The organism is Solibacillus isronensis (assembly GCF_023715405.1).
Taxonomy (GTDB): domain Bacteria; phylum Bacillota; class Bacilli; order Bacillales_A; family Planococcaceae; genus Solibacillus; species Solibacillus isronensis_B.
In genome coordinates this window covers 1,147,294-1,164,416 of record NZ_JAMBOC010000001.1, presented here as the reverse complement: position 1 = coordinate 1,164,416, position 17,123 = coordinate 1,147,294, and the positions used below count along the sequence as shown (strand labels likewise).

At 36.3% G+C, this 17,123-nt stretch carries 19 protein-coding genes and 1 other annotated feature; of the genes, 11 read left to right on the top strand and 8 right to left on the bottom strand.

The genetic code is table 11. The annotated features are described in order from the left end of the window. The first annotated feature begins 254 nt into the window (after positions 1-254). Entirely contained in the window at positions 255-2,405 is a 2,151-nt protein-coding gene (locus M3166_RS05955) for a transglycosylase domain-containing protein (protein WP_251688262.1), read from the top strand. A 231-nt stretch (positions 2,406-2,636) separates the two neighbouring features. On the opposite strand, the gene M3166_RS05950 is transcribed toward M3166_RS05955, so the two are convergent. Beyond that, positions 2,637-3,029 carry a cohesin gene (locus M3166_RS05950; protein ID WP_251688260.1) on the bottom strand — a complete coding sequence of 131 codons (393 nt, stop codon included), beginning with the start codon at positions 3,027-3,029 and terminating at the stop codon, positions 2,637-2,639. Between the two features lie 201 nt (positions 3,030-3,230). Next, positions 3,231-3,785 (bottom strand): nucleotidyltransferase family protein, encoded by a 555-nt coding sequence (locus tag M3166_RS05945; protein ID WP_251688258.1) that lies wholly within the window; start codon positions 3,783-3,785, stop codon positions 3,231-3,233. 191 nt (positions 3,786-3,976) lie between these two features. Here M3166_RS05945 and M3166_RS05940 point away from each other — a divergent pair, with 191 nt between their 5' ends. Further along, a complete protein-coding gene (locus M3166_RS05940) occupies positions 3,977-4,264 on the top strand; it encodes a hypothetical protein (protein WP_014824058.1) in 288 nt (95 codons plus the stop codon). A 76-nt stretch (positions 4,265-4,340) separates the two neighbouring features. On the opposite strand, the gene M3166_RS05935 is transcribed toward M3166_RS05940, so the two are convergent. From M3166_RS05935 to M3166_RS05925, 3 genes are all read right to left on the bottom strand, one after another. After that, a complete protein-coding gene (locus M3166_RS05935; RefSeq protein WP_251688256.1) occupies positions 4,341-4,805 on the bottom strand; it encodes a DMT family transporter in 465 nt (154 codons plus the stop codon). A gap of 11 nt (positions 4,806-4,816) precedes the next feature. After that, positions 4,817-5,245 carry a DMT family transporter gene (locus tag M3166_RS05930; protein ID WP_251688254.1) on the bottom strand — a complete coding sequence of 143 codons (429 nt, stop codon included), beginning with the start codon at positions 5,243-5,245 and terminating at the stop codon, positions 4,817-4,819. A gap of 81 nt (positions 5,246-5,326) precedes the next feature. Then, positions 5,327-5,641 (bottom strand): ArsR/SmtB family transcription factor, encoded by a 315-nt coding sequence (locus M3166_RS05925; protein WP_251688252.1) that lies wholly within the window; start codon positions 5,639-5,641, stop codon positions 5,327-5,329. A 537-nt stretch (positions 5,642-6,178) separates the two neighbouring features. Here M3166_RS05925 and M3166_RS05920 point away from each other — a divergent pair. From M3166_RS05920 to M3166_RS05910, 3 genes are all read left to right on the top strand, one after another. Then, the gene (locus M3166_RS05920) at positions 6,179-6,553 is read left to right on the top strand and encodes a phosphoadenosine phosphosulfate sulfotransferase (RefSeq protein ID WP_251688250.1); all 375 of its coding nucleotides are present in this window, start codon (positions 6,179-6,181) and stop codon (positions 6,551-6,553) included. A gap of 180 nt (positions 6,554-6,733) precedes the next feature. After that, the gene (locus M3166_RS05915; RefSeq protein ID WP_251688248.1) at positions 6,734-7,117 is read left to right on the top strand and encodes a pilus assembly protein PilB; all 384 of its coding nucleotides are present in this window, start codon (positions 6,734-6,736) and stop codon (positions 7,115-7,117) included. 242 nt (positions 7,118-7,359) lie between these two features. Continuing rightward, a complete protein-coding gene (locus M3166_RS05910) occupies positions 7,360-7,602 on the top strand; it encodes a hypothetical protein (RefSeq protein ID WP_251688246.1) in 243 nt (80 codons plus the stop codon). A gap of 338 nt (positions 7,603-7,940) precedes the next feature. Here M3166_RS05910 and proC read toward each other — a convergent pair whose 3' ends face one another. Continuing rightward, positions 7,941-8,747: a pyrroline-5-carboxylate reductase gene (gene proC / locus M3166_RS05905; RefSeq protein ID WP_251688244.1), complete on the bottom strand. Its 807-nt coding sequence runs from the start codon at positions 8,745-8,747 to the stop codon at positions 7,941-7,943. A gap of 72 nt (positions 8,748-8,819) precedes the next feature. Beyond that, positions 8,820-9,031 (bottom strand) — a binding site (T-box leader). 325 nt (positions 9,032-9,356) lie between these two features. Here proC and M3166_RS05900 point away from each other — a divergent pair. Then, positions 9,357-10,355, top strand: a complete 999-nt coding sequence (locus M3166_RS05900) for an MBL fold metallo-hydrolase (RefSeq protein WP_251688242.1) — start codon at positions 9,357-9,359, stop codon at positions 10,353-10,355. A gap of 7 nt (positions 10,356-10,362) precedes the next feature. Further along, positions 10,363-10,839 carry a YxiG family protein gene (locus M3166_RS05895; protein ID WP_251688240.1) on the top strand — a complete coding sequence of 159 codons (477 nt, stop codon included), beginning with the start codon at positions 10,363-10,365 and terminating at the stop codon, positions 10,837-10,839. A gap of 568 nt (positions 10,840-11,407) precedes the next feature. Here the strand turns inward: M3166_RS05895 and M3166_RS05890 are convergent. Then, the gene (locus tag M3166_RS05890; protein ID WP_251688238.1) at positions 11,408-12,025 is read right to left on the bottom strand and encodes a hypothetical protein; all 618 of its coding nucleotides are present in this window, start codon (positions 12,023-12,025) and stop codon (positions 11,408-11,410) included. Positions 12,026-12,042: 17 nt separating this feature from the next. After that, positions 12,043-12,789 carry an FxLYD domain-containing protein gene (locus M3166_RS05885; RefSeq protein ID WP_251688236.1) on the bottom strand — a complete coding sequence of 249 codons (747 nt, stop codon included), beginning with the start codon at positions 12,787-12,789 and terminating at the stop codon, positions 12,043-12,045. Between the two features lie 208 nt (positions 12,790-12,997). On the opposite strand from M3166_RS05885, the gene M3166_RS05880 reads away from it, so the two are divergent. The 4 genes from M3166_RS05880 (at position 12,998) to M3166_RS05865 (ending at position 17,012) form a co-directional block, all read left to right on the top strand. Continuing rightward, positions 12,998-13,654 carry an EcsC family protein gene (locus M3166_RS05880; protein ID WP_251688234.1) on the top strand — a complete coding sequence of 219 codons (657 nt, stop codon included), beginning with the start codon at positions 12,998-13,000 and terminating at the stop codon, positions 13,652-13,654. A 25-nt stretch (positions 13,655-13,679) separates the two neighbouring features. Continuing rightward, on the top strand, positions 13,680-14,045 hold the full coding sequence (locus M3166_RS05875; protein WP_251688232.1) for a hypothetical protein: 366 nt from the start codon (positions 13,680-13,682) through the stop codon (positions 14,043-14,045). 260 nt (positions 14,046-14,305) lie between these two features. Further along, entirely contained in the window at positions 14,306-15,655 is a 1,350-nt protein-coding gene (locus M3166_RS05870; protein ID WP_251688230.1) for a glycoside hydrolase family 28 protein, read from the top strand. Between the two features lie 115 nt (positions 15,656-15,770). Next, positions 15,771-17,012 carry an ABC transporter substrate-binding protein gene (locus M3166_RS05865; RefSeq protein WP_251688228.1) on the top strand — a complete coding sequence of 414 codons (1,242 nt, stop codon included), beginning with the start codon at positions 15,771-15,773 and terminating at the stop codon, positions 17,010-17,012. The last annotated feature ends 111 nt before the right edge of the window (positions 17,013-17,123 follow it).

The following is a 17,123-nucleotide window of genomic DNA, read 5'->3' as shown; positions in this document are numbered from 1 at the left end:
TTATGAGAAAAATATATTCATGAATGCTTTATTTTAATAAGCATTTTAATTAAATGGGCGTAATTCTGAAACAAGAATTAGCGTCCTTTTCTCTTTTAAGAGCCATATTATGTAGGAGAAATGTTATGAAGTGCAAGAATTTAAAAGAGGATAAAGTAGCGGATTACAAAAGCCCTATTGACTATGTATATTTCATATCTAACAATAACCTTTATGCAGAAGCTGATTCGTCAGACTAGAAGGTGGAATAAAACGTGAGAAGAACGGAAAGAAGACAGCAACAAAAATTAACCGGGCGGATATGGAGTAAGGTTAAAAATAAAAAAATAATGGTGAAGGTTTTAGCAGTGAGTTCAGTATTTTTATTATGCTTTTTCCTCATATTTAATATTTTTGTTTGGGCAAGCGATGTCAGTAAACTAGAAGAACCCACTCCGCAGCCAACGATTATTTATGATCAAAATGGAGATATAGCCAGCAAGGTAATGGGTTCTAAAACAGATGGGGTCAGTATAGGACAGATTCCGGAACATCTTATTCATGCTGTAATTGCAACGGAAGACCAGAAGTTTTACAAGCATGGTGGAATTAATATGATAGGGATTGTTCGGGCATTGACTCAAAACATGATGAGTGGAGAAATAGTGGCTGGAGGCAGTACGATTACACAGCAGTTAGCTAAAAATGTCTTTCTAACACAAGAACGTACATATACGAGAAAGTTAAAAGAACTCATATTGACGAAGAAAATTGAACGAACATACGATAAAGACGAAATAATGGAACGGTACTTAAACCAGATTTACTTTGGTGAAGGCGCATGGGGCATACAGCGTGCTTCCGAAACGTACTTCGGCAAAGATGTTAGTGAATTAACATTAGGTGAGTCGGCTATGCTTGCGGGGTTGATTAAAGCGCCGTCAGTTTTGTCACCATTAAAAGATATGAATAAATCAGTTCAACGGAGAGACCTTGTTCTAGCATTAATGGAAAAGGAAGGTTACATAACTCAAAACGATGCAAAAAAAGCAAAAGAACAACCTATCGAATTAGAGGGCAAAAAGATGGATGATTATAAGGGGAAATATCCTTATTATGTAGACCATATTATTGACGAAGCGATCGAACAATACGGGCTTACAGAAAATGAGGTACTTTCGGGTGGACTTCATATTTATACAGAACTTAATCCTGCAATACAAAATGCAGTTGAACAGGTATATAAAGATAATGAAATGTTTCCTGAAGGGCAATCGGACCAGTTAATCCAAAGTGGAGCAATCTTCATCAATCCCTCAACCGGAGGAATCACTGCACTAATTGGAGGTAGAGGGGAACATACTTTTAGAGGATTTAATCGAGCTACTCAATTAAAACGTCAGCCTGCGTCAACTATGAAACCATTGGCGGCGTATACTCCTGCTTTGGAGCAAGGATACGAAATCTATGATAAGTTACAAGATTCACCTATTAATATTGACGGGTATCAACCAATGAACTATGACAAACGATTCCATGGTGAAGTAACGATGTATGAAGCATTGGTAAATTCATACAACATCCCACCGGTATGGTTATTAAATAAAATGGGATTGAAAAACGGTATAAATGCTGTTGAGCGTTTTGGTATTAAATTAAAAGAAGAGGATCATAATTTAGGTTTAGCACTTGGTGGTTTAAGTGAGGGTGTATCGCCTTTACAAATGGCTCAGGCATATTCCACATTTCCTAATGATGGTGTAATGGTAGCAGCACACTCTATACAAAAAATTGAAGATGCAGATGGCGAGGTCATTGCTAAGTGGCATCATAATGAGACGAGTGTTACGAAGCCCCTAGTCGCTCAAGAAATAACATATATGCTTAAGGGCGTTGTTGAAGAAGGTTCAGCAAAGAACGCTCAAGTGGAAGGATGGGAAGTAGCAGGTAAAACGGGCACGACCGAGCTTCCTTTTGCGAATTCAGGGGGCGCGAAGGATCATTGGTTTGTTGGATATACGCCAGAAATTGTTGGGGCAGTTTGGATGGGATATGATCAAACAGATGAAAATCATTATTTGATGGGAACTGGCGGATCTACTGTCACAAAGATTTTCAAAGCAGCTTTGGCTGAATCTATGACGGAATTTAACCAAAAAGAATTTAACTTACCTCTACTAGGCAAACAGCTAAAAGAGCAGGAGAAGATAGAGGAAGCGCAGAGGAAGAAAGAGAAAGAGATAAAGAAAAAAGAGAAGAAGGGGAAGGATAAAGAGAAGAAGGAGAAAGAAAAAGAGAAGAAAGAGAAGGATAAGGAGAAGAAAGAGAAAGAAAAAGAGAAGAAAGAGAAAGAAAAAGAGAAGAAAGAGAAAGAAAAAGAGAAGAAAGACAAGGAAAAGGAGAACAAAAAGGAGGAAAAAGAGTAATTTGAAATGATCGAGGTTTATTATGAGGGACATCCTACTTTTCTAGATATAATCTGTTTGCCGACTTTTGTAGCCATTTTTTCTAAGCAATTATTCATTTAGCCGAAGAGAGGGGTTCCATACCATCTTTATTAAAAAAGTTTAAGTTTTAAAATTTTTTAATCTAAAGTGAAAAAGCCCGTGAAAAAATCTCACAGGCTTTGCTAATAAATTTATCAAGACTTAGGTTTTCTACTTATCAAAATTCGCACCATTATCACGCTTAAATGCTTGGTCTTTAGTAGGGGGGAATTCCTTTGCAATCTCTTCTAGGCTCTTCTGTTGTGATTTTATCGGAGCAAACGCATTGGACATTCGATTTGTTTGATTATTTGCAGGGAGGAATTCTTTCGCAATTTCTTCCTGGCTTTTCGGTTGTGATTTCATTGAAGCAAATGCATTGGACATTCGGTTAGCTTGATCAGCAGGAAGGAACTCTTTTGCAATTTCTTCGATTTTGGATTTAGCATCGGTTGAAAGGATGGGTGAAAAATCTTTCGCGATTTCGTAAAGAGTACCTAGCTTCGATTGATCATTACTTGCCTGCTTGTTTTCTTTATTGTTCTTATTTGACAATGTTATCATCTCCTCATTCCTTAATATGAGAGATAGTGAATGGAATTATATCAAGAAATGATTGACAAAATTTTTAGTGATATTCTTGTTTTTTAGATAGGTGAAAGTCATGAAAAGAATAAAAATAAAATTGATTATCGGGCGCGATTCTATCAAAAGAATCAGCGCTCTATCGTTATGACGCTTGTATGTAGCTTAGTTGTTTTTCTTTTATTCCGAATCAATTTTTAATGTATTCCAAATAGAACCCCAATTTTTACTTTGTACTCGATTTGAATAAATAGGATGTAATTTGGAGTCTGGATTAAATGGAGGAGTAGGTCTAACTAGTCCTTCAAATAAATCATTTAAGCCATAAGGAGCTAAGATTTCTATCTGATTGTTATTTAAACGAACGGCTACTGCAGTTGGAGTTTCAGGGAAATGAGCAACACTTTCAAATGATGATGAATAGGGAGAAAGTCTGTTTTTAACATGCATTCTGGCTTGATTTTTTACGGACCAGGGCAGATGAGGCATACTCTTTTGCAACTCGGATTCTAACGCTTTTTCAGACTCTATTGAACTATTCAACTCGTCAAAATATATAACATCAATATCATTTATTTCAGTTTGTACATTATGTAAGTAATCCCAAATTTTATTTCGAATAACACCCGCTGCGACCCAGCAATCATTTAATTGTAATTCTTGCACGGTTTTTAAAATCGACATCATAAGTTGATCTGATTTTATAATGTTCGTTAACTCTAATTCGTAATCCAAATGTAATCATCTCCTTTTTTACTGCTATTATATCCTTTGTAACTAGCTATTCCTTATAAAAGATTATACAAACTTAATGCTTACAATGTTTTGCCTTAAAGAAGCACTGGAAGTCAGATTGATTTCATTATGGGAAATTCTTAACAAGTTTTCAGTTTAACTGGTAAAGTATGTATATGGAGGGGAGTTTAATGGGGAATTTTTTAGTTGTACTAATGATCTTTTTAATCGTTATTGCAAATGTTATTGGGTTTATAATCTTCAAAAAGGAGAAAAGCCTGTACTCTGCTGCATTAATAATATTACTGCTGGCAGGTGTATTTGGGGGACTAGGAATTGCGTTATCATTATTTATTAATGATGCCTTTGCCATATTCTACGGGCTGAATCTTGCCGGCTATTTACTAATTAATAGTCTGATTGTATTCCTTATTGCCATTTTAGTAACTATAATTAAGAAATTTTACAGTATTTTTTAAAATCGAATTATAAAGGCAATCCTCATCAGATGAAGATTGCCTCAAATTGGTTATTTATAGAGAAGACTTCACTCTCTTATGCAACAGTATCATCGGTAGTATGTTTATTTCCTTTATAGATAAAATATAGGGAGATAAACATAAAGAATAAGGCAAAGGTTCGTTTAACATCTAATTCTATGACTAAACTATTGAACCACCCGAAATGATCAATAATCACTCCGATTACTAGTTGACCAGCTATACCAGCAATACTGGTTGCAATCACTCCAATTCGTGGTACTGCCATAACTGTCAACAGTAAATACATAGTACCTAAAAACGCTGCACTTAATTGCCATTTTGGCGCCTCTAAAATTCCTAGCAAATTCCCGTTACCAAAAAATAAAATAAATATGGTCAAAAACATTGTCCCAGTGAGAAAGGTTAAAAATGTTGTTTCAATTGTTCCGGCTTTTTGACTAAATGTACCATTGATAGATGATTGTGCGCTTAATGTGATACCGCCAATCAATGTGAATAGAATCATAAATAATCCCATGGAAATGCCTCCTAATTTATTAATATAAGTGCAATGATCATTGAAATAACTGCATATATTTTTTCTTTATTAATCTTATTTTTCTTACTACCTAACCACCCGAAATGCTCGATCGTCATACTCATCACCAATTGCCCGATGATGACAGCAACCATTGTTATGCCTACTCCGACGAATGGAACACTTACAACGATGGAAGTTAAATAAACAACACCTAAGAGCCCTCCAAGCAATGCCCATTTAGGTGCCTCCAATGTATAGGAAATCCTGCCTTTTCCAAAAAAGAGCCACAAAAGCCCCATGATGATTGAGCCCATAAAGAAGTTATAAAAGCTTGTTTCTATTTGTCCGATTGTTTTTCCTAGTTCAGCGTAAATTGCGCCTTCAAAGCTAAGTGCTGCTCCAGCTAAAAAAGCAAATAGATAAAATATAAAGCGCATAGATGAAATCCTCTTTTCGGTATAATTGTATATCTAGAAATATCGATATAAGTATTGATAAAAAAACAGAAATCAATAATATTAGATATCTGTTTTAAAGTATTCAGCTAACTGTTGAATAAATTCTTCATTACGTCTGTAGTATGTCCATTGTCCATGGCGAATCGACTCAAGTATACCAGCTTTTTGCATCATATTTAAGTAGCTAGAAACAGTAGATTGAGAAATTTTGGCCTTTTCCTGAATATCCCCAACACATACTCCACCCTTGTAACTTACCTCCTTCGGTAGGTGAGCGCCTTGTTTTGGGAAATGTTTCTCGGGTTCCTTTAACCACTCTAAGATATTGAGTCTTGTTTCATTCGATAATGCTTTGAATACATCAATAGGTTCCATGCGTGTAATTATATATCTAGAATTCTCGATATGTCAAGGTGATTTATTGAAGTATTTCCCAGGAAAAGGTACCCACTAGTTTAACTTATCTATGGTTATATTTAGAATAAAACTATTATAAAGTACTACATTTTTAATGATGTAAATGTGTTTGGTTTGAAAGATTATTTTAATAAATATTAAGATTCGAAAGAGATATATCCTATACTATTCAACAATAAGGCGCGACGCGTTTTTCAAGGTCATTTTCTGGAATAAGATTTAAATAGTAAGTTTGATATTTATGTTAAAATTCAATGATAATTAATTTATTTAAATAAGTGAGAAATAGTACAAGTGTAATGATTGTGGTAATCATAATTGCAATAATTTTATTCAATTGCTGTTTTCCTATAAATATAATTAACCTAATAAAAAATGTGAGTATTTTCCTTATTAACTAACGAGGTGCTTTAGTTTTTTGTTTAGTAAACGAGCATTTTCTTCTTACGTCTCTAGAAATAAGTAAACCATTCGTTTTTGAAAGGGGAGCTACATATGAATTTTGGAAAAGTTGGTTTTTTGGTTATCTTGCTCGGTATTTCTCTTCTATCTGCTTGTGGACAGAAAACCGTTATATTTTCTGGGGAAGGTGAAAACTGGAGAGTTCAAATTGAATATGAACATAGGGGTGAAGATAGTAAAAAAACTGGTTACATTAAATATATTGGTACAGAACCAATTCCAAAAGAAATTGAATATTCGTTCACTGTTGTTTCTTCTTCTGGAAAAGGAGCATTAGGTTCAGATGGGGTCATGTCATTGGGAATAAGTGAGTGCAGTCCTTGTACCTCTCCAAGTGAGGATTCGGAAATTGTAGGATTAATAAAATGGAACAATCAATCAGAAACAATTACCATAACAGGAGAGTAATTCGGACAGCTATTTTAGTAGTAATCAATTCTTGATCTTCAACAATTAGGTGCGATTCTTCAATAAGAAAATCGCATTTTTCCGTTATAGGGCTATATTGTTGAACAATGCCTCTAAAGAAATTAAAGATGAGCTGTCATCTAAAAGACTGAATTATAATAACAAAAAGAGGTGACTTGAATGAGAAAGACTTCTATTGCAAAGATGCTAATTGCCCCGATAATAGTAGCATTAGTTACCACATTAAGTATCGTATTTATCGAAGGAGTATTCCGATCCGAAATAATGCCTCCTTCGACAGCTGAGAAAATACAGCTTGCTGTACTGCTCTATTTAGGAATCTATTTATTTACTATTATCTTTGTAGTCCCTATTGATATTTATTTAACTAATAGAATAAAAAACAAAATACTATTTTTTGTTCTAACAAATGTTATCGGTTTATTTTTGGTGTGGTGCATTGATCTTTGGTTCTTTACTCTTGGTGGTTTTATGTCTATATATTTGATTTTCCCATTGTTCTCAATTTTAACGTTAATACGATTCAATTCTGATGCGAAATAAAATATATAGAGAAGGATGAGTGAAGGTTGGTTATCATTCTTTCAATATTCAACCATCGGGTGCAATTCTTGAAAAGACATATGCCTTCTTCAGCTAAAGAGCCATATTGTTGAATAATATTCTTTTAAGAAGGTTCCCAAACGCCGCTTTTGGAACGATTATGCTATATTTGCGTGGAATTATCGAAACTTTTTGAATTCTAATCCGTAAATGTAATAATAGTTTCGAAGGAGGTGGAAATTTTGAAGAAGTTTTCTGTATTTATAATTAGTTTCATAATATTATTTCTAGCATTTCAAATATTATCGGGTTTGATACTTACTGCTTTTCACACTCCCAATCTCCCTTCAATTGCAAATGATTTAAATCGAGAAATATCATTTGGAAGTGCCTCAAATCCATTACTATTGGCATTGTTGACAGCCACAGTTGCTTATTCTCTATCTCAAAAGATATTTAGAGTATCAAACACTCAAACCAGCTAACTTGTGCTTATATTCCACAAGGGTGTATAAAGTTTCTAAATACGTTCCCAAATAAAAGTTTGGAAACACAGAAAACGATATTCAACAATCGCGCCGATTATTGAATGATGACATTTTCTTTTTTTCATAGCCACAATCTATGAGAAAAGTGATTTAAGTAAAGTAAAGACCAAAAATTTAAAAAAACATCCATTATCTCAATAAAGGTTTAATGGATGTTTTTTAGTTTTATTAAAAATTTTTGTTATATACAACAAAACTTAAATCCCCTAAATATAAGTACTGTTATATTTTATTATACTTTTCACCCTATATTCGAATTATTAGTAGGTGTTTTTTTATTCCTCACGCGCCAGTTCCCTTGAACGGTTTTCGGCACTTCGAACACAGTTCACAATCGCTTCGTTAAAGGACATCGATTCAAGTGCCTTGATCCCGGCTTCAGTCGTTCCTCCTGGACTTGTTACTTTTTTGCGCAGTAGGGAAGGTTCCAAATTACCGGATTTTAGCATTTCCGCGGAACCAGCAATCGTCTGTACCATCAGTTCCCGTACAATTTCCTTTGATAGACCGAACTCAGCACCAGCCTGTTCAAATGCTTCAACCAAATAGTATAAATAGGCAGGACCACTTCCGGAAAGGGCTGTAACTGCATGAAGTTTTTCTTCCTCCACTTCGATTACAATGCCAATCGCTTCTAACATTTGAATATAAAGCGCACGCTTCACGTCTGTTACATGGTTATTGAATGCAATGCCGGATGCAGACATGCCGATTGTTGCGGAGGTGTTCGGCATTACACGAGCGATTGGGCGGCTGCCGAGATGCAGTTCAATCGTATCAATGCTGACACCAGCCAGTACCGATAAAATTGCAGTATCAGCACTTAGATGGGGTGCGATGACTTCCATAGCAGCACGCGCATCTTTCGGTTTCATTGCTAAAATCACGAGGTCTGCATCCGGCAAGTGTGTATGGTCCTCCAATAGGTTGACATTATAGCTTTCCACCAGTTCGTTTAGACGTTCTTTATTCGACCGATTGGATATAAACAGGGCATGCGGGTTGATGACATTCTTTTTAATCCATCCATGAATGAGTGCTTCTGCCATCGAGCCTGCGCCAATAAAAATAATTTTTTGCATAAAGTATCCCTCCGATTTTTAAATCCGATTCCTTAAAGGAACATAAAAAAAGCATTTCCATCCCTACAATTAAGTAAGGACGAAAATGCATTGATCTCCGCGGTACCACCTTTATTCACACATAAAGTGTGCAGCTTCAGCCTTTTTATCGCAAAGGGTACGGTTATGTTGTCATAACGGCTCAAAAGGAGGTTCAATTATTCCAGCGGGTTATGCCGATTTCAGCAAAGACGGCACTCTCTATAACCTTAAAATAATCTACTTGGCTTTTTCATTGCCTGTAAATTTTGAATTATCCAAAATTATAGTGCTGTATTGAAAAACTGTCAACCTTTGACGTGACGAATGAAGAAAAAAGAGTTAAAATAAATGAATAGTCATTCATTACGAGCATATCAATTACGCCTCGGCGTAATTGCGTCCAGATTTTTTTGAGTTTAGGCCCACATGACTTCCTCATTAAAATCAATTTAAAATCTGTGACACCTGCCAGAGGCTTATCTTTATTCAGCTGGCTTTTGTACCAGCAGCTGGGTTAAACAAAACAAGCAGCTATCATCTACTTGAAGAGGTGAGTGATTGCTGAATTAAGATAAAGGGGATTAAAATATGGAAGTACATAAAATTGTTATACCGACACCATATGCAGTGGGAGATGTAAATGCTTTTCTAGTAAAGGGGGAGGCACTGACATTATTCGATGCAGGTCCGAAAACGGAAGAAGCATATGAAGCAATCAAATGGGGTTTACACAGTGCAGGTTATGACTTGAAAGACGTGGAACAAGTCGTGCTGACACATCATCATCCGGACCATGCCGGTTGGATCGATGCATTTCCAGCGGCGGAAGTATTAGGGCATCAATATGTTGATTACTGGATGAAGAAAGAACCGGAATTTCTGCAGTATCATGAGCGGTTTTTTAAAAAGCTTTTAATCGAGCAAGGAGTACCGGAAAAATACGTAAACCGGATTTTACATGTTAAAGGGGAAATTGAGTTATTCGGTACGATTCCATTGACTGGCTATTTAAAAGAGGGGGATGAAGTGCCAGGTCATCCTGGTTTGAAAGTATATGAAACACCCGGTCATGCACAAAGCCATCTGATTTTTGTCGACGAGACTACTCGGGAATGTATCGGTGGAGATTTACTGCTGGAACGCACATCATCGAATCCATTAATCGAGCCACCACTAGATTTATCGATGGAACGTCCTAAATCATTGCTGCAGTATAATGAATCACTCAAGCGACTGAAAAATTTAGAGATTTCAAAAGTGTACGCGGGGCACGGAGGGGAACTGACAAATATCGAACCACTCATCGATGAGCGCTTGGAAAAACAAAGACAACGTGCATTAAAAGTATACGGTCTGCTTCAAACACCGCAGACAAATTTTGAAATGACTACTCAATTATTTGAACGCATTTACCAGCAGCAGTTAGGATTGACACTATCGGAAACATTAGGGCAGTTTGATTACTTGGTCGATCAAGGGATGGTCGAGATTGAAGAGCGGGATGGGATTCATTATTATAAGAAAAGTGATATTTCCCGTCATGCTTCAAGAGAAGCGAATAAATCATTAAATAAAACAGGGTATTAATAGAAAAATGAAAAATCTTAAAGATGTTCAGTATTTATTAGAGCACAATGTCAATGGGTGGGAAATTTCTTCTTTAGATATAAACTATTTCGCTGAAACGATTTCCCTTATAGTTGAAAGTGTGAAAGGCCAAAATATTATTAAAACGCATGTAACTTTTAAAGAAGTTATTTCTTATTTTATTTATCAGGAACCGGTCGTGTATGATCAGGAGTCAAACAAAACGTATAGGTTAAATGACCGCAAATATAATGATAATAATTTTGTTAGTGAAATTGGCTACCATCAGAATGGATTCGGAAAAATTAAAATTGAAAGTTTAAACCGAGATTTAACAGCGATTGAAGATATCAGTTCAAATACAAATTTTTACTTCCAGGTGAATAATAAAGATCACTTTTTTATTGAAGCGAACAAAGTTCAAATCAATGATGAAACATTTAGTGATATACTTCAAAGCAGTGGTAATTTTAAAATTCAATAGTTCGGATGCCTCCTAATTAAAAATTGGGAGGTTTTTCTGTAACCGGGTTGATTTAAATATTTTTCAAGTGACGTCTAACATATAAACAACTGCCTTTCATCAACTGACCAATTCATGTTCCTGCCTCCAATTTGTCTTTTGCCCTATATATGCCTCCCAAAAACAAAAAAGGGGACAAACTAAATGAAAATAATTTCTGGGTAGAGAAGATTATTAAAAGCCATAAAGAAAAAACTACCCGGTTGCGTTTTAACGCAACAATATATATTTTTTAAATTATTTAAAAGATATAAGATCTTTTTGAGGGGACGTTTTTGGCCACGTGTGGATGGGATATAATTGACCTGTTCTGGAGGAGTCAGAACCGTCCGATGGGATGGACTAATTTGTACGTAAACAGGAAAGTGTAGAAGTTAATGAAATTTCTATTTTAAAATAATAATTATAAAGTGGTGAGGAATAAAAAGTGTTATTTCTATAAAATAAAGCTCAGTAAGATTTTTAACAAAAATCGTTTACTGGGCTTTAATTTACAGATATTTGTTTATACACAAATTAATTGAACGATTTAGTTTTCGGAATCTGCTTCACCATTCTTTGAATCCTCTTCCATAACGTCAGGGAAGACCATTGATTCAGTTTGTTCACCAGTTTTTTCGTCGATTAAATTAACCTTAGTTTTAATATCGTCACTAGATTTGCCATCAAATGCACTGTAAAACATAGATACATAGGCCAATCCCATTAACCCAAATGCATCAAAACTATTTTCAAAGCTTGCCGTATCCACTGTTACGTCGAATTCTGTGAAATCTTTGTTATATGAAATTTCTTTAAATGATTTAAAATCTTCGCCATTTACAAGATCATCGACCGTACTGACGATACTTTCTTCCATTTCTTTCATCATTTCTTTATGAGCAGACTTACTCATTTTATAATAAACAGAACCGTCTGGATTAACTTTTGCTTCCTTGACACCTTTTTCTTTAGCAGCTGCTTCGATTTCTTCTGGCGTTTCATCTTCAAAAAACTCTGCAGGTAAAGTGAGTTCAACATTTAAAAGCCCTTTTTCTACCTCTAAACTTTGTTCCTTTTGACTATCTGATTGCTTCTTATCTTCTTCTGCACTACAAGCCGTTAAAAATAATAGAGCTGTACTTATAATAAATAATGATTTTTTCATCCTATATACTCCTTCGTTTACCAAGTGAAGCCGTAACTTTTTACTTCGATTTTATTTACTTTTGAACCAATATTATCTGGTAAGGGCGGGTAGCTAAGTTCAAATCCTGCTTCACCGCCAGCAGCTAATCCTACATCAACACTGCCTGATAATCCGCCTAAAATTTTACCGTTTGCATCATATAAAATGGCCGCAAGACGTATATCTTCTTGCTGAACGTCTGTAGGGTTTTTAACAATACCAGTAACACTATAGCCGTAGTCACTGGGAATCCCTTTAACTGCACTAACTTCCATTAAGTTTGAATCTTCTTCAGTGGCATCAAAATTAAAATTAAAGGTTGTTTCAGCAAAATTATCCAGTGATGTTGCTTCATCGAGTGTTGTGCCTTCTACGATAATTGCTGATTCTCCAGGCTGAACAATTTCAGGAACAGCATAAATCATAGTTGAAGTTCCTAAAATACTACCGTCTTTTCCTTTGTAATTCATTTGGGTTTCACCAATATCAACTGGCACATCGCCTGTGTTTTTAAAAATGGCTGCTGTATTGATCCATATTGAGTCAATAGAGTCGCTCCATACATTAGATCCTGAATCTTCAATTTCTAATTTAGCATTGGCTTTTACTTCAGTATTTGCACTTTCTTCAGTTTTATCAGTTTTACTTTCTTTATCTGCAGATTGTGAAATTGTTTGTTTTGAATCTCCACATGCAGTCAATATGAAAAGTAAACTAAACATTAATATCGTAAGTTTTTTCATTTAATTTCCTCCTTTTATAATACTTTATATTAATATAATTCCTGAATAATTATAGCATAGTCTAAAAGTTATATTTAATTTTTCCATAAATCAAAATTATTAATTGGTTGTACCGAAAATTTTACATAAATAACCTAAAATTACCTATCATTTATGGTGATATTTAGGTACGATAAACTAAGAAATAAGTAATGGGGTGGGGAATTTTGTGGCGGCATTGACTGAAAGTAATATAGGTAAAGTATTAGAATGGACATACGAAAAAGTGATAAATGGAATTCCAGGTACAGATTCAGCATATGAATTGGCGGATAACTTTTTAAATAAACATGCAAATGTTGATGCAGCTATTAATAGCCTTGTGAATTTCCAAGTTACAAAATGTGCAACATCAGGTTTTATAACAGGACTAGGTGGGGTCGTGACTATGCCGGTAACTATTCCTGCAAATTTGGCATCCGTAATGTATGTTCAAATGAGAATGATCGCAGCGATAGCACATATGAGAGGGTACGATTTAAAGGATGATCAAGTTCAAACTTTTGTATATGCTTGCTTAACTGGCCAAACTGTAAATGAAGTGGTTAAAGGTGCTGGAGTAAGAATAGGCTTAAAAGTAGGGGAAGCACAAATCAAAAGAATTCCAGGTGAAGTAATCAAAAATATTAATCGAGCTGTGGGCTTCAGGCTAGTTACAAAATTCGGACAAAAAGGTGTATTGAATTTAGGCAAGATGGTACCTTTATTGGGCGGAGTGATTGGTGGAAGTTTCGATGCAGTGAGTACTAAAACCATTGCTTTTGCTGCAAAAGAAACCTTCAAATCAGGTGCTTATAATGATGGGACAATTATAATTGATATGTAGAATATTAATTTAATGGGGAATTAAAATGACGAGTAATGAACTTAGAGAAAAGTTTATGGACGTCTTAAAAAGAGAATTTCCGGCAGTTATTTATAAAAAAAGAAATCTAAAATCAGGATATATTAGATATTCACTTTACGTACCGGACAATAATAATAAAAAACGTTGGATGCAGCTAGATGCAAACACTCAATACCTATCAATTGCCATGGATCATAATTTTGGAGAAATAAAAAAAGATGATTTAGTTAATCTAGGTTTGAAATACGGATTAAATAGTTCATGCAATGCAATACATCTGCGAAAAAGTAATGATGCAGTCAATATTTCCATATTTATAAATGAGCCTTATGATTTTACTAAAGAAGTGTTTCTTCGTTTTTTTACATAAGCATTATCAATCTTATATAAGATAAATTAACAAATAGGACACTTTTTTAACCAATTGAAAAGGCAGGAGTTCGATAATCAATCGAATTCCTGCCTTTACTATTGCTGTAATTGTAATGTGCTTCCTAGCAACCAAAAACCTACAATATTTTACTATCTTCCCCGTACTTTTTTTAGCATTTCCTATCTACAGCTAGACTTCAAATAGTAAGATTTTATATGCTAATTTCAACAAGATTTGAACACAAAGGATGGGATACGATGCAGCAGCATAGTACGGCGGTTTATAATATTGAACAGTTTGGTGCGGTTGGTGATGGCTGGGCCAATAACACATCGGCGATTAAGCGTGCAATAGAGGCTTGTTCACAAGGCGGAGGAGGAACGATATATGTGCCTGCCGGTGTGTATGTTACCGGTGCGATTGAATTAAAAAGTAATATGCATCTGCATTTGGAAGCGGGTTCCGAGCTTTTGTTTTCAAATGATCGAGCGGATTACCCGGTCATTTCTTCACGCTGGGAAGGGGCGAGTCGTGATGTGTATATGTCCTGTATTTATGCCTGTCATGCGGAAAATATCGCCATTACCGGTTTTGGCACATTGAATGGACAGGGTGCCTATTGGTGGAAGCTGTTTAAAGAGGATTCTCTTGCATACCCACGCCCTAATTTAGTGAGCTTTGATCATTGTGAGCGTGTACATATCGAGCAGGTGAAAATGATCAATTCTCCGAGCTGGACCATCCATCCGAATGTTTGTGATAATGTGACGGTTTCGGGAGTTACGATTATAAATCCGGCGAATTCCCCGAATACGGACGGCATTAATCCTGAATCATGCCGCAATGTGAAAATTTCCGATTGTTCGATTGATGTCGGGGATGACTGTATTGCGATAAAAGCGGGTACCGAGGATGCGGAGCGCGCAATTCCTTGTGAAAATATAACGATTACGAACTGTACGATGCTGCACGGTCATGGCGGGGTTGTCTTTGGCAGTGAGATGAGCGGGGACATTCGCAATGTCGTCGTATCGAACTGTATTTTTGAAGGAACAGACCGGGGCATTCGCTTTAAATCACGGCGCGGCCGAGGCGGTACGATTGAAAATATCCGTGTAAGCAATATTGTGATGAATAATGTCATTTGTCCGTTTATACTAAACTTATACTATTATCATGGTCCAAGAGGTTTGGAGCCCTATGTTTCGGATAAGAGTGCGCAGCCTGTGACAGCGCTGACACCGAAGTTCAGGCATATTCATTTTTCAAATATTACTGCAACAAACGTAACGGCGGCTGCGGGATTCTTATACGGTTTACCTGAAATGCCGGTTGAGGATATTACATTCAGCCATATCCGTGTTGCGATGAAGTCGGGTGCTGAACCGGATCTGCCGGCAATGATGATGGATTTGGAACCGATGAAACAACGTGGTTTTTTCTGTTCCAATGCAGAAGATGTATTGTTTGAGCATGTGACGGTCCAACAACATGAAGGGCCGGCATTTGAAATAATAAATAGTAAAAATATCGTAATGGAACATTGTCGCTCCAAAGAGACGGCAAAGGATGAAAGACTTGTTCAAATGACGAATGTTATAAGCTAGCTGGCGTTAAGGGGGAATCACATTGAGCAGCTTAAGAAAAACCTATTTTTTTTATGTCTTCCCCATTTGTTTACTATTCTTGCTCTCGGGTTGTTCAAGTGAGGAAGCAGAAAAAGTGGATGGCACGCAAAAAGATGTGACATTAACTTTTTGGTTTGATGATGCCGGTCCGTTAAGAAATGCTATTTGGGAAGAAATGATCGCCGCTTTTGAAGAGGAGTATCCACATATTCATATTGAATACAAAGGCTTCGTGAAGGATATTGCAAAAGTGAAATTCAATTCGGCACTCGCGATGCAGTCACTGCCGGATGTAGGAAGTATATATACAAGCTGGTTACCGGAATATACATACCGTGAAGCATTGGTGCCACTCGATACCTATTTTGGAAATTGGCCGGACGGTGATAAAATTGAGGAATCTGTCATTAATTACAATCGTCAATTAACACCGGATAATAAATTGTACGGATTGCCTTACACGCGAAATATGGATGTCCTTTGGGTTCGCAAAGATTGGCTCGCCGACTATGGTCTGGAAACGATTGAAACATGGGATGACTTTTTTCATACCGTTGAAACCTTTACGGATAAAGAGCTGCAACAGTACGGCTACAGCATTCGTGGCGGGGAAGGGTCGTCACTGCAGCTGCAGCGGATGATGTATGCCTACTCCGGGATTTCGATGTATATCAAAAATGGTGAAAGTACGATTGATGATCCCCGCCATGTGGAGTTTCTGGAAAAATATTTGTCGCTATATGATTTGCATACATCCAGAAATGATATTGTAAAAGATTATAAAGGAATGCTCGATGATTTTGAGCATGGGGCTGTCGGTTTAATCCAGCATAATATCGGCTCTTATGCAGAACATCAAAAAGTGCTGTCTCCGGATCAGTTCCAGTCATTGCCATTGCCGAAGTCGGTCGATGGTCATTACACTGTCGAGGCAGGCAACACGATGGACATGGTGATGTTCGAGGGTACGAAACATCCAAAAGAGGCGTGGACATTTATTTCTTTTATCGCGTCGCTAAAGGGACAAAGCCATTGGAACAAACGGGTTGGACAATTGCCGACACATCAGGAAGTGCTGCAGGAAGATTGGGTGCAAAATTCGCCGCATTTGCAGTCGGCGCTTTCTGTCTATGAAGATCCGCAAACAAAAATGTACGAGCCACCTTTTTATTTAATTAGGTACAACTCCATCCGGTATACGATTGTTGAACCGGGGCTCCAGGAAGTGCTGAGCGGTACGAAAACAATCGAGCAGTTCTTGAAAGAGTGGAGCGTGGCCATTGAAAATGAATATGCACTATATGAAAAATATCATGCCCAAACATCGAAGCGCTGAGTAAGTGAAAAACTTGCTCGGCGCTTTTTTTATGACATCTAAATGTGAAGATTCTTAAAATTTTTATCTAACATCTTAATATTTTGAATATTTCGGGAAAGCGTTTTCAAT

Coding starts and splice junctions, on each gene's coding strand:
- M3166_RS05950 (WP_251688260.1), bottom strand. CDS start 3,029: ATGATAACATTGTCAAATAAGAACAATAAAGAAAACAAGCAGGCAAGT.
- M3166_RS05920 (WP_251688250.1), top strand. CDS start 6,179: ATGAATTTTGGAAAAGTTGGTTTTTTGGTTATCTTGCTCGGTATTTCT.
- M3166_RS05890 (WP_251688238.1), bottom strand. CDS start 12,025: ATGAAAAAATCATTATTTATTATAAGTACAGCTCTATTATTTTTAACG.
- M3166_RS05895 (WP_251688240.1), top strand. CDS start 10,363: ATGAAAAATCTTAAAGATGTTCAGTATTTATTAGAGCACAATGTCAAT.
- M3166_RS05930 (WP_251688254.1), bottom strand. CDS start 5,245: ATGCGCTTTATATTTTATCTATTTGCTTTTTTAGCTGGAGCAGCACTT.
- M3166_RS05870 (WP_251688230.1), top strand. CDS start 14,306: ATGCAGCAGCATAGTACGGCGGTTTATAATATTGAACAGTTTGGTGCG.
- M3166_RS05875 (WP_251688232.1), top strand. CDS start 13,680: ATGACGAGTAATGAACTTAGAGAAAAGTTTATGGACGTCTTAAAAAGA.
- M3166_RS05915 (WP_251688248.1), top strand. CDS start 6,734: ATGAGAAAGACTTCTATTGCAAAGATGCTAATTGCCCCGATAATAGTA.
- M3166_RS05935 (WP_251688256.1), bottom strand. CDS start 4,805: ATGGGATTATTTATGATTCTATTCACATTGATTGGCGGTATCACATTA.
- M3166_RS05925 (WP_251688252.1), bottom strand. CDS start 5,641: ATGGAACCTATTGATGTATTCAAAGCATTATCGAATGAAACAAGACTC.
- proC (WP_251688244.1), bottom strand. CDS start 8,747: ATGCAAAAAATTATTTTTATTGGCGCAGGCTCGATGGCAGAAGCACTC.
- M3166_RS05885 (WP_251688236.1), bottom strand. CDS start 12,789: ATGAAAAAACTTACGATATTAATGTTTAGTTTACTTTTCATATTGACT.
- M3166_RS05940 (WP_014824058.1), top strand. CDS start 3,977: ATGGGGAATTTTTTAGTTGTACTAATGATCTTTTTAATCGTTATTGCA.
- M3166_RS05900 (WP_251688242.1), top strand. CDS start 9,357: ATGGAAGTACATAAAATTGTTATACCGACACCATATGCAGTGGGAGAT.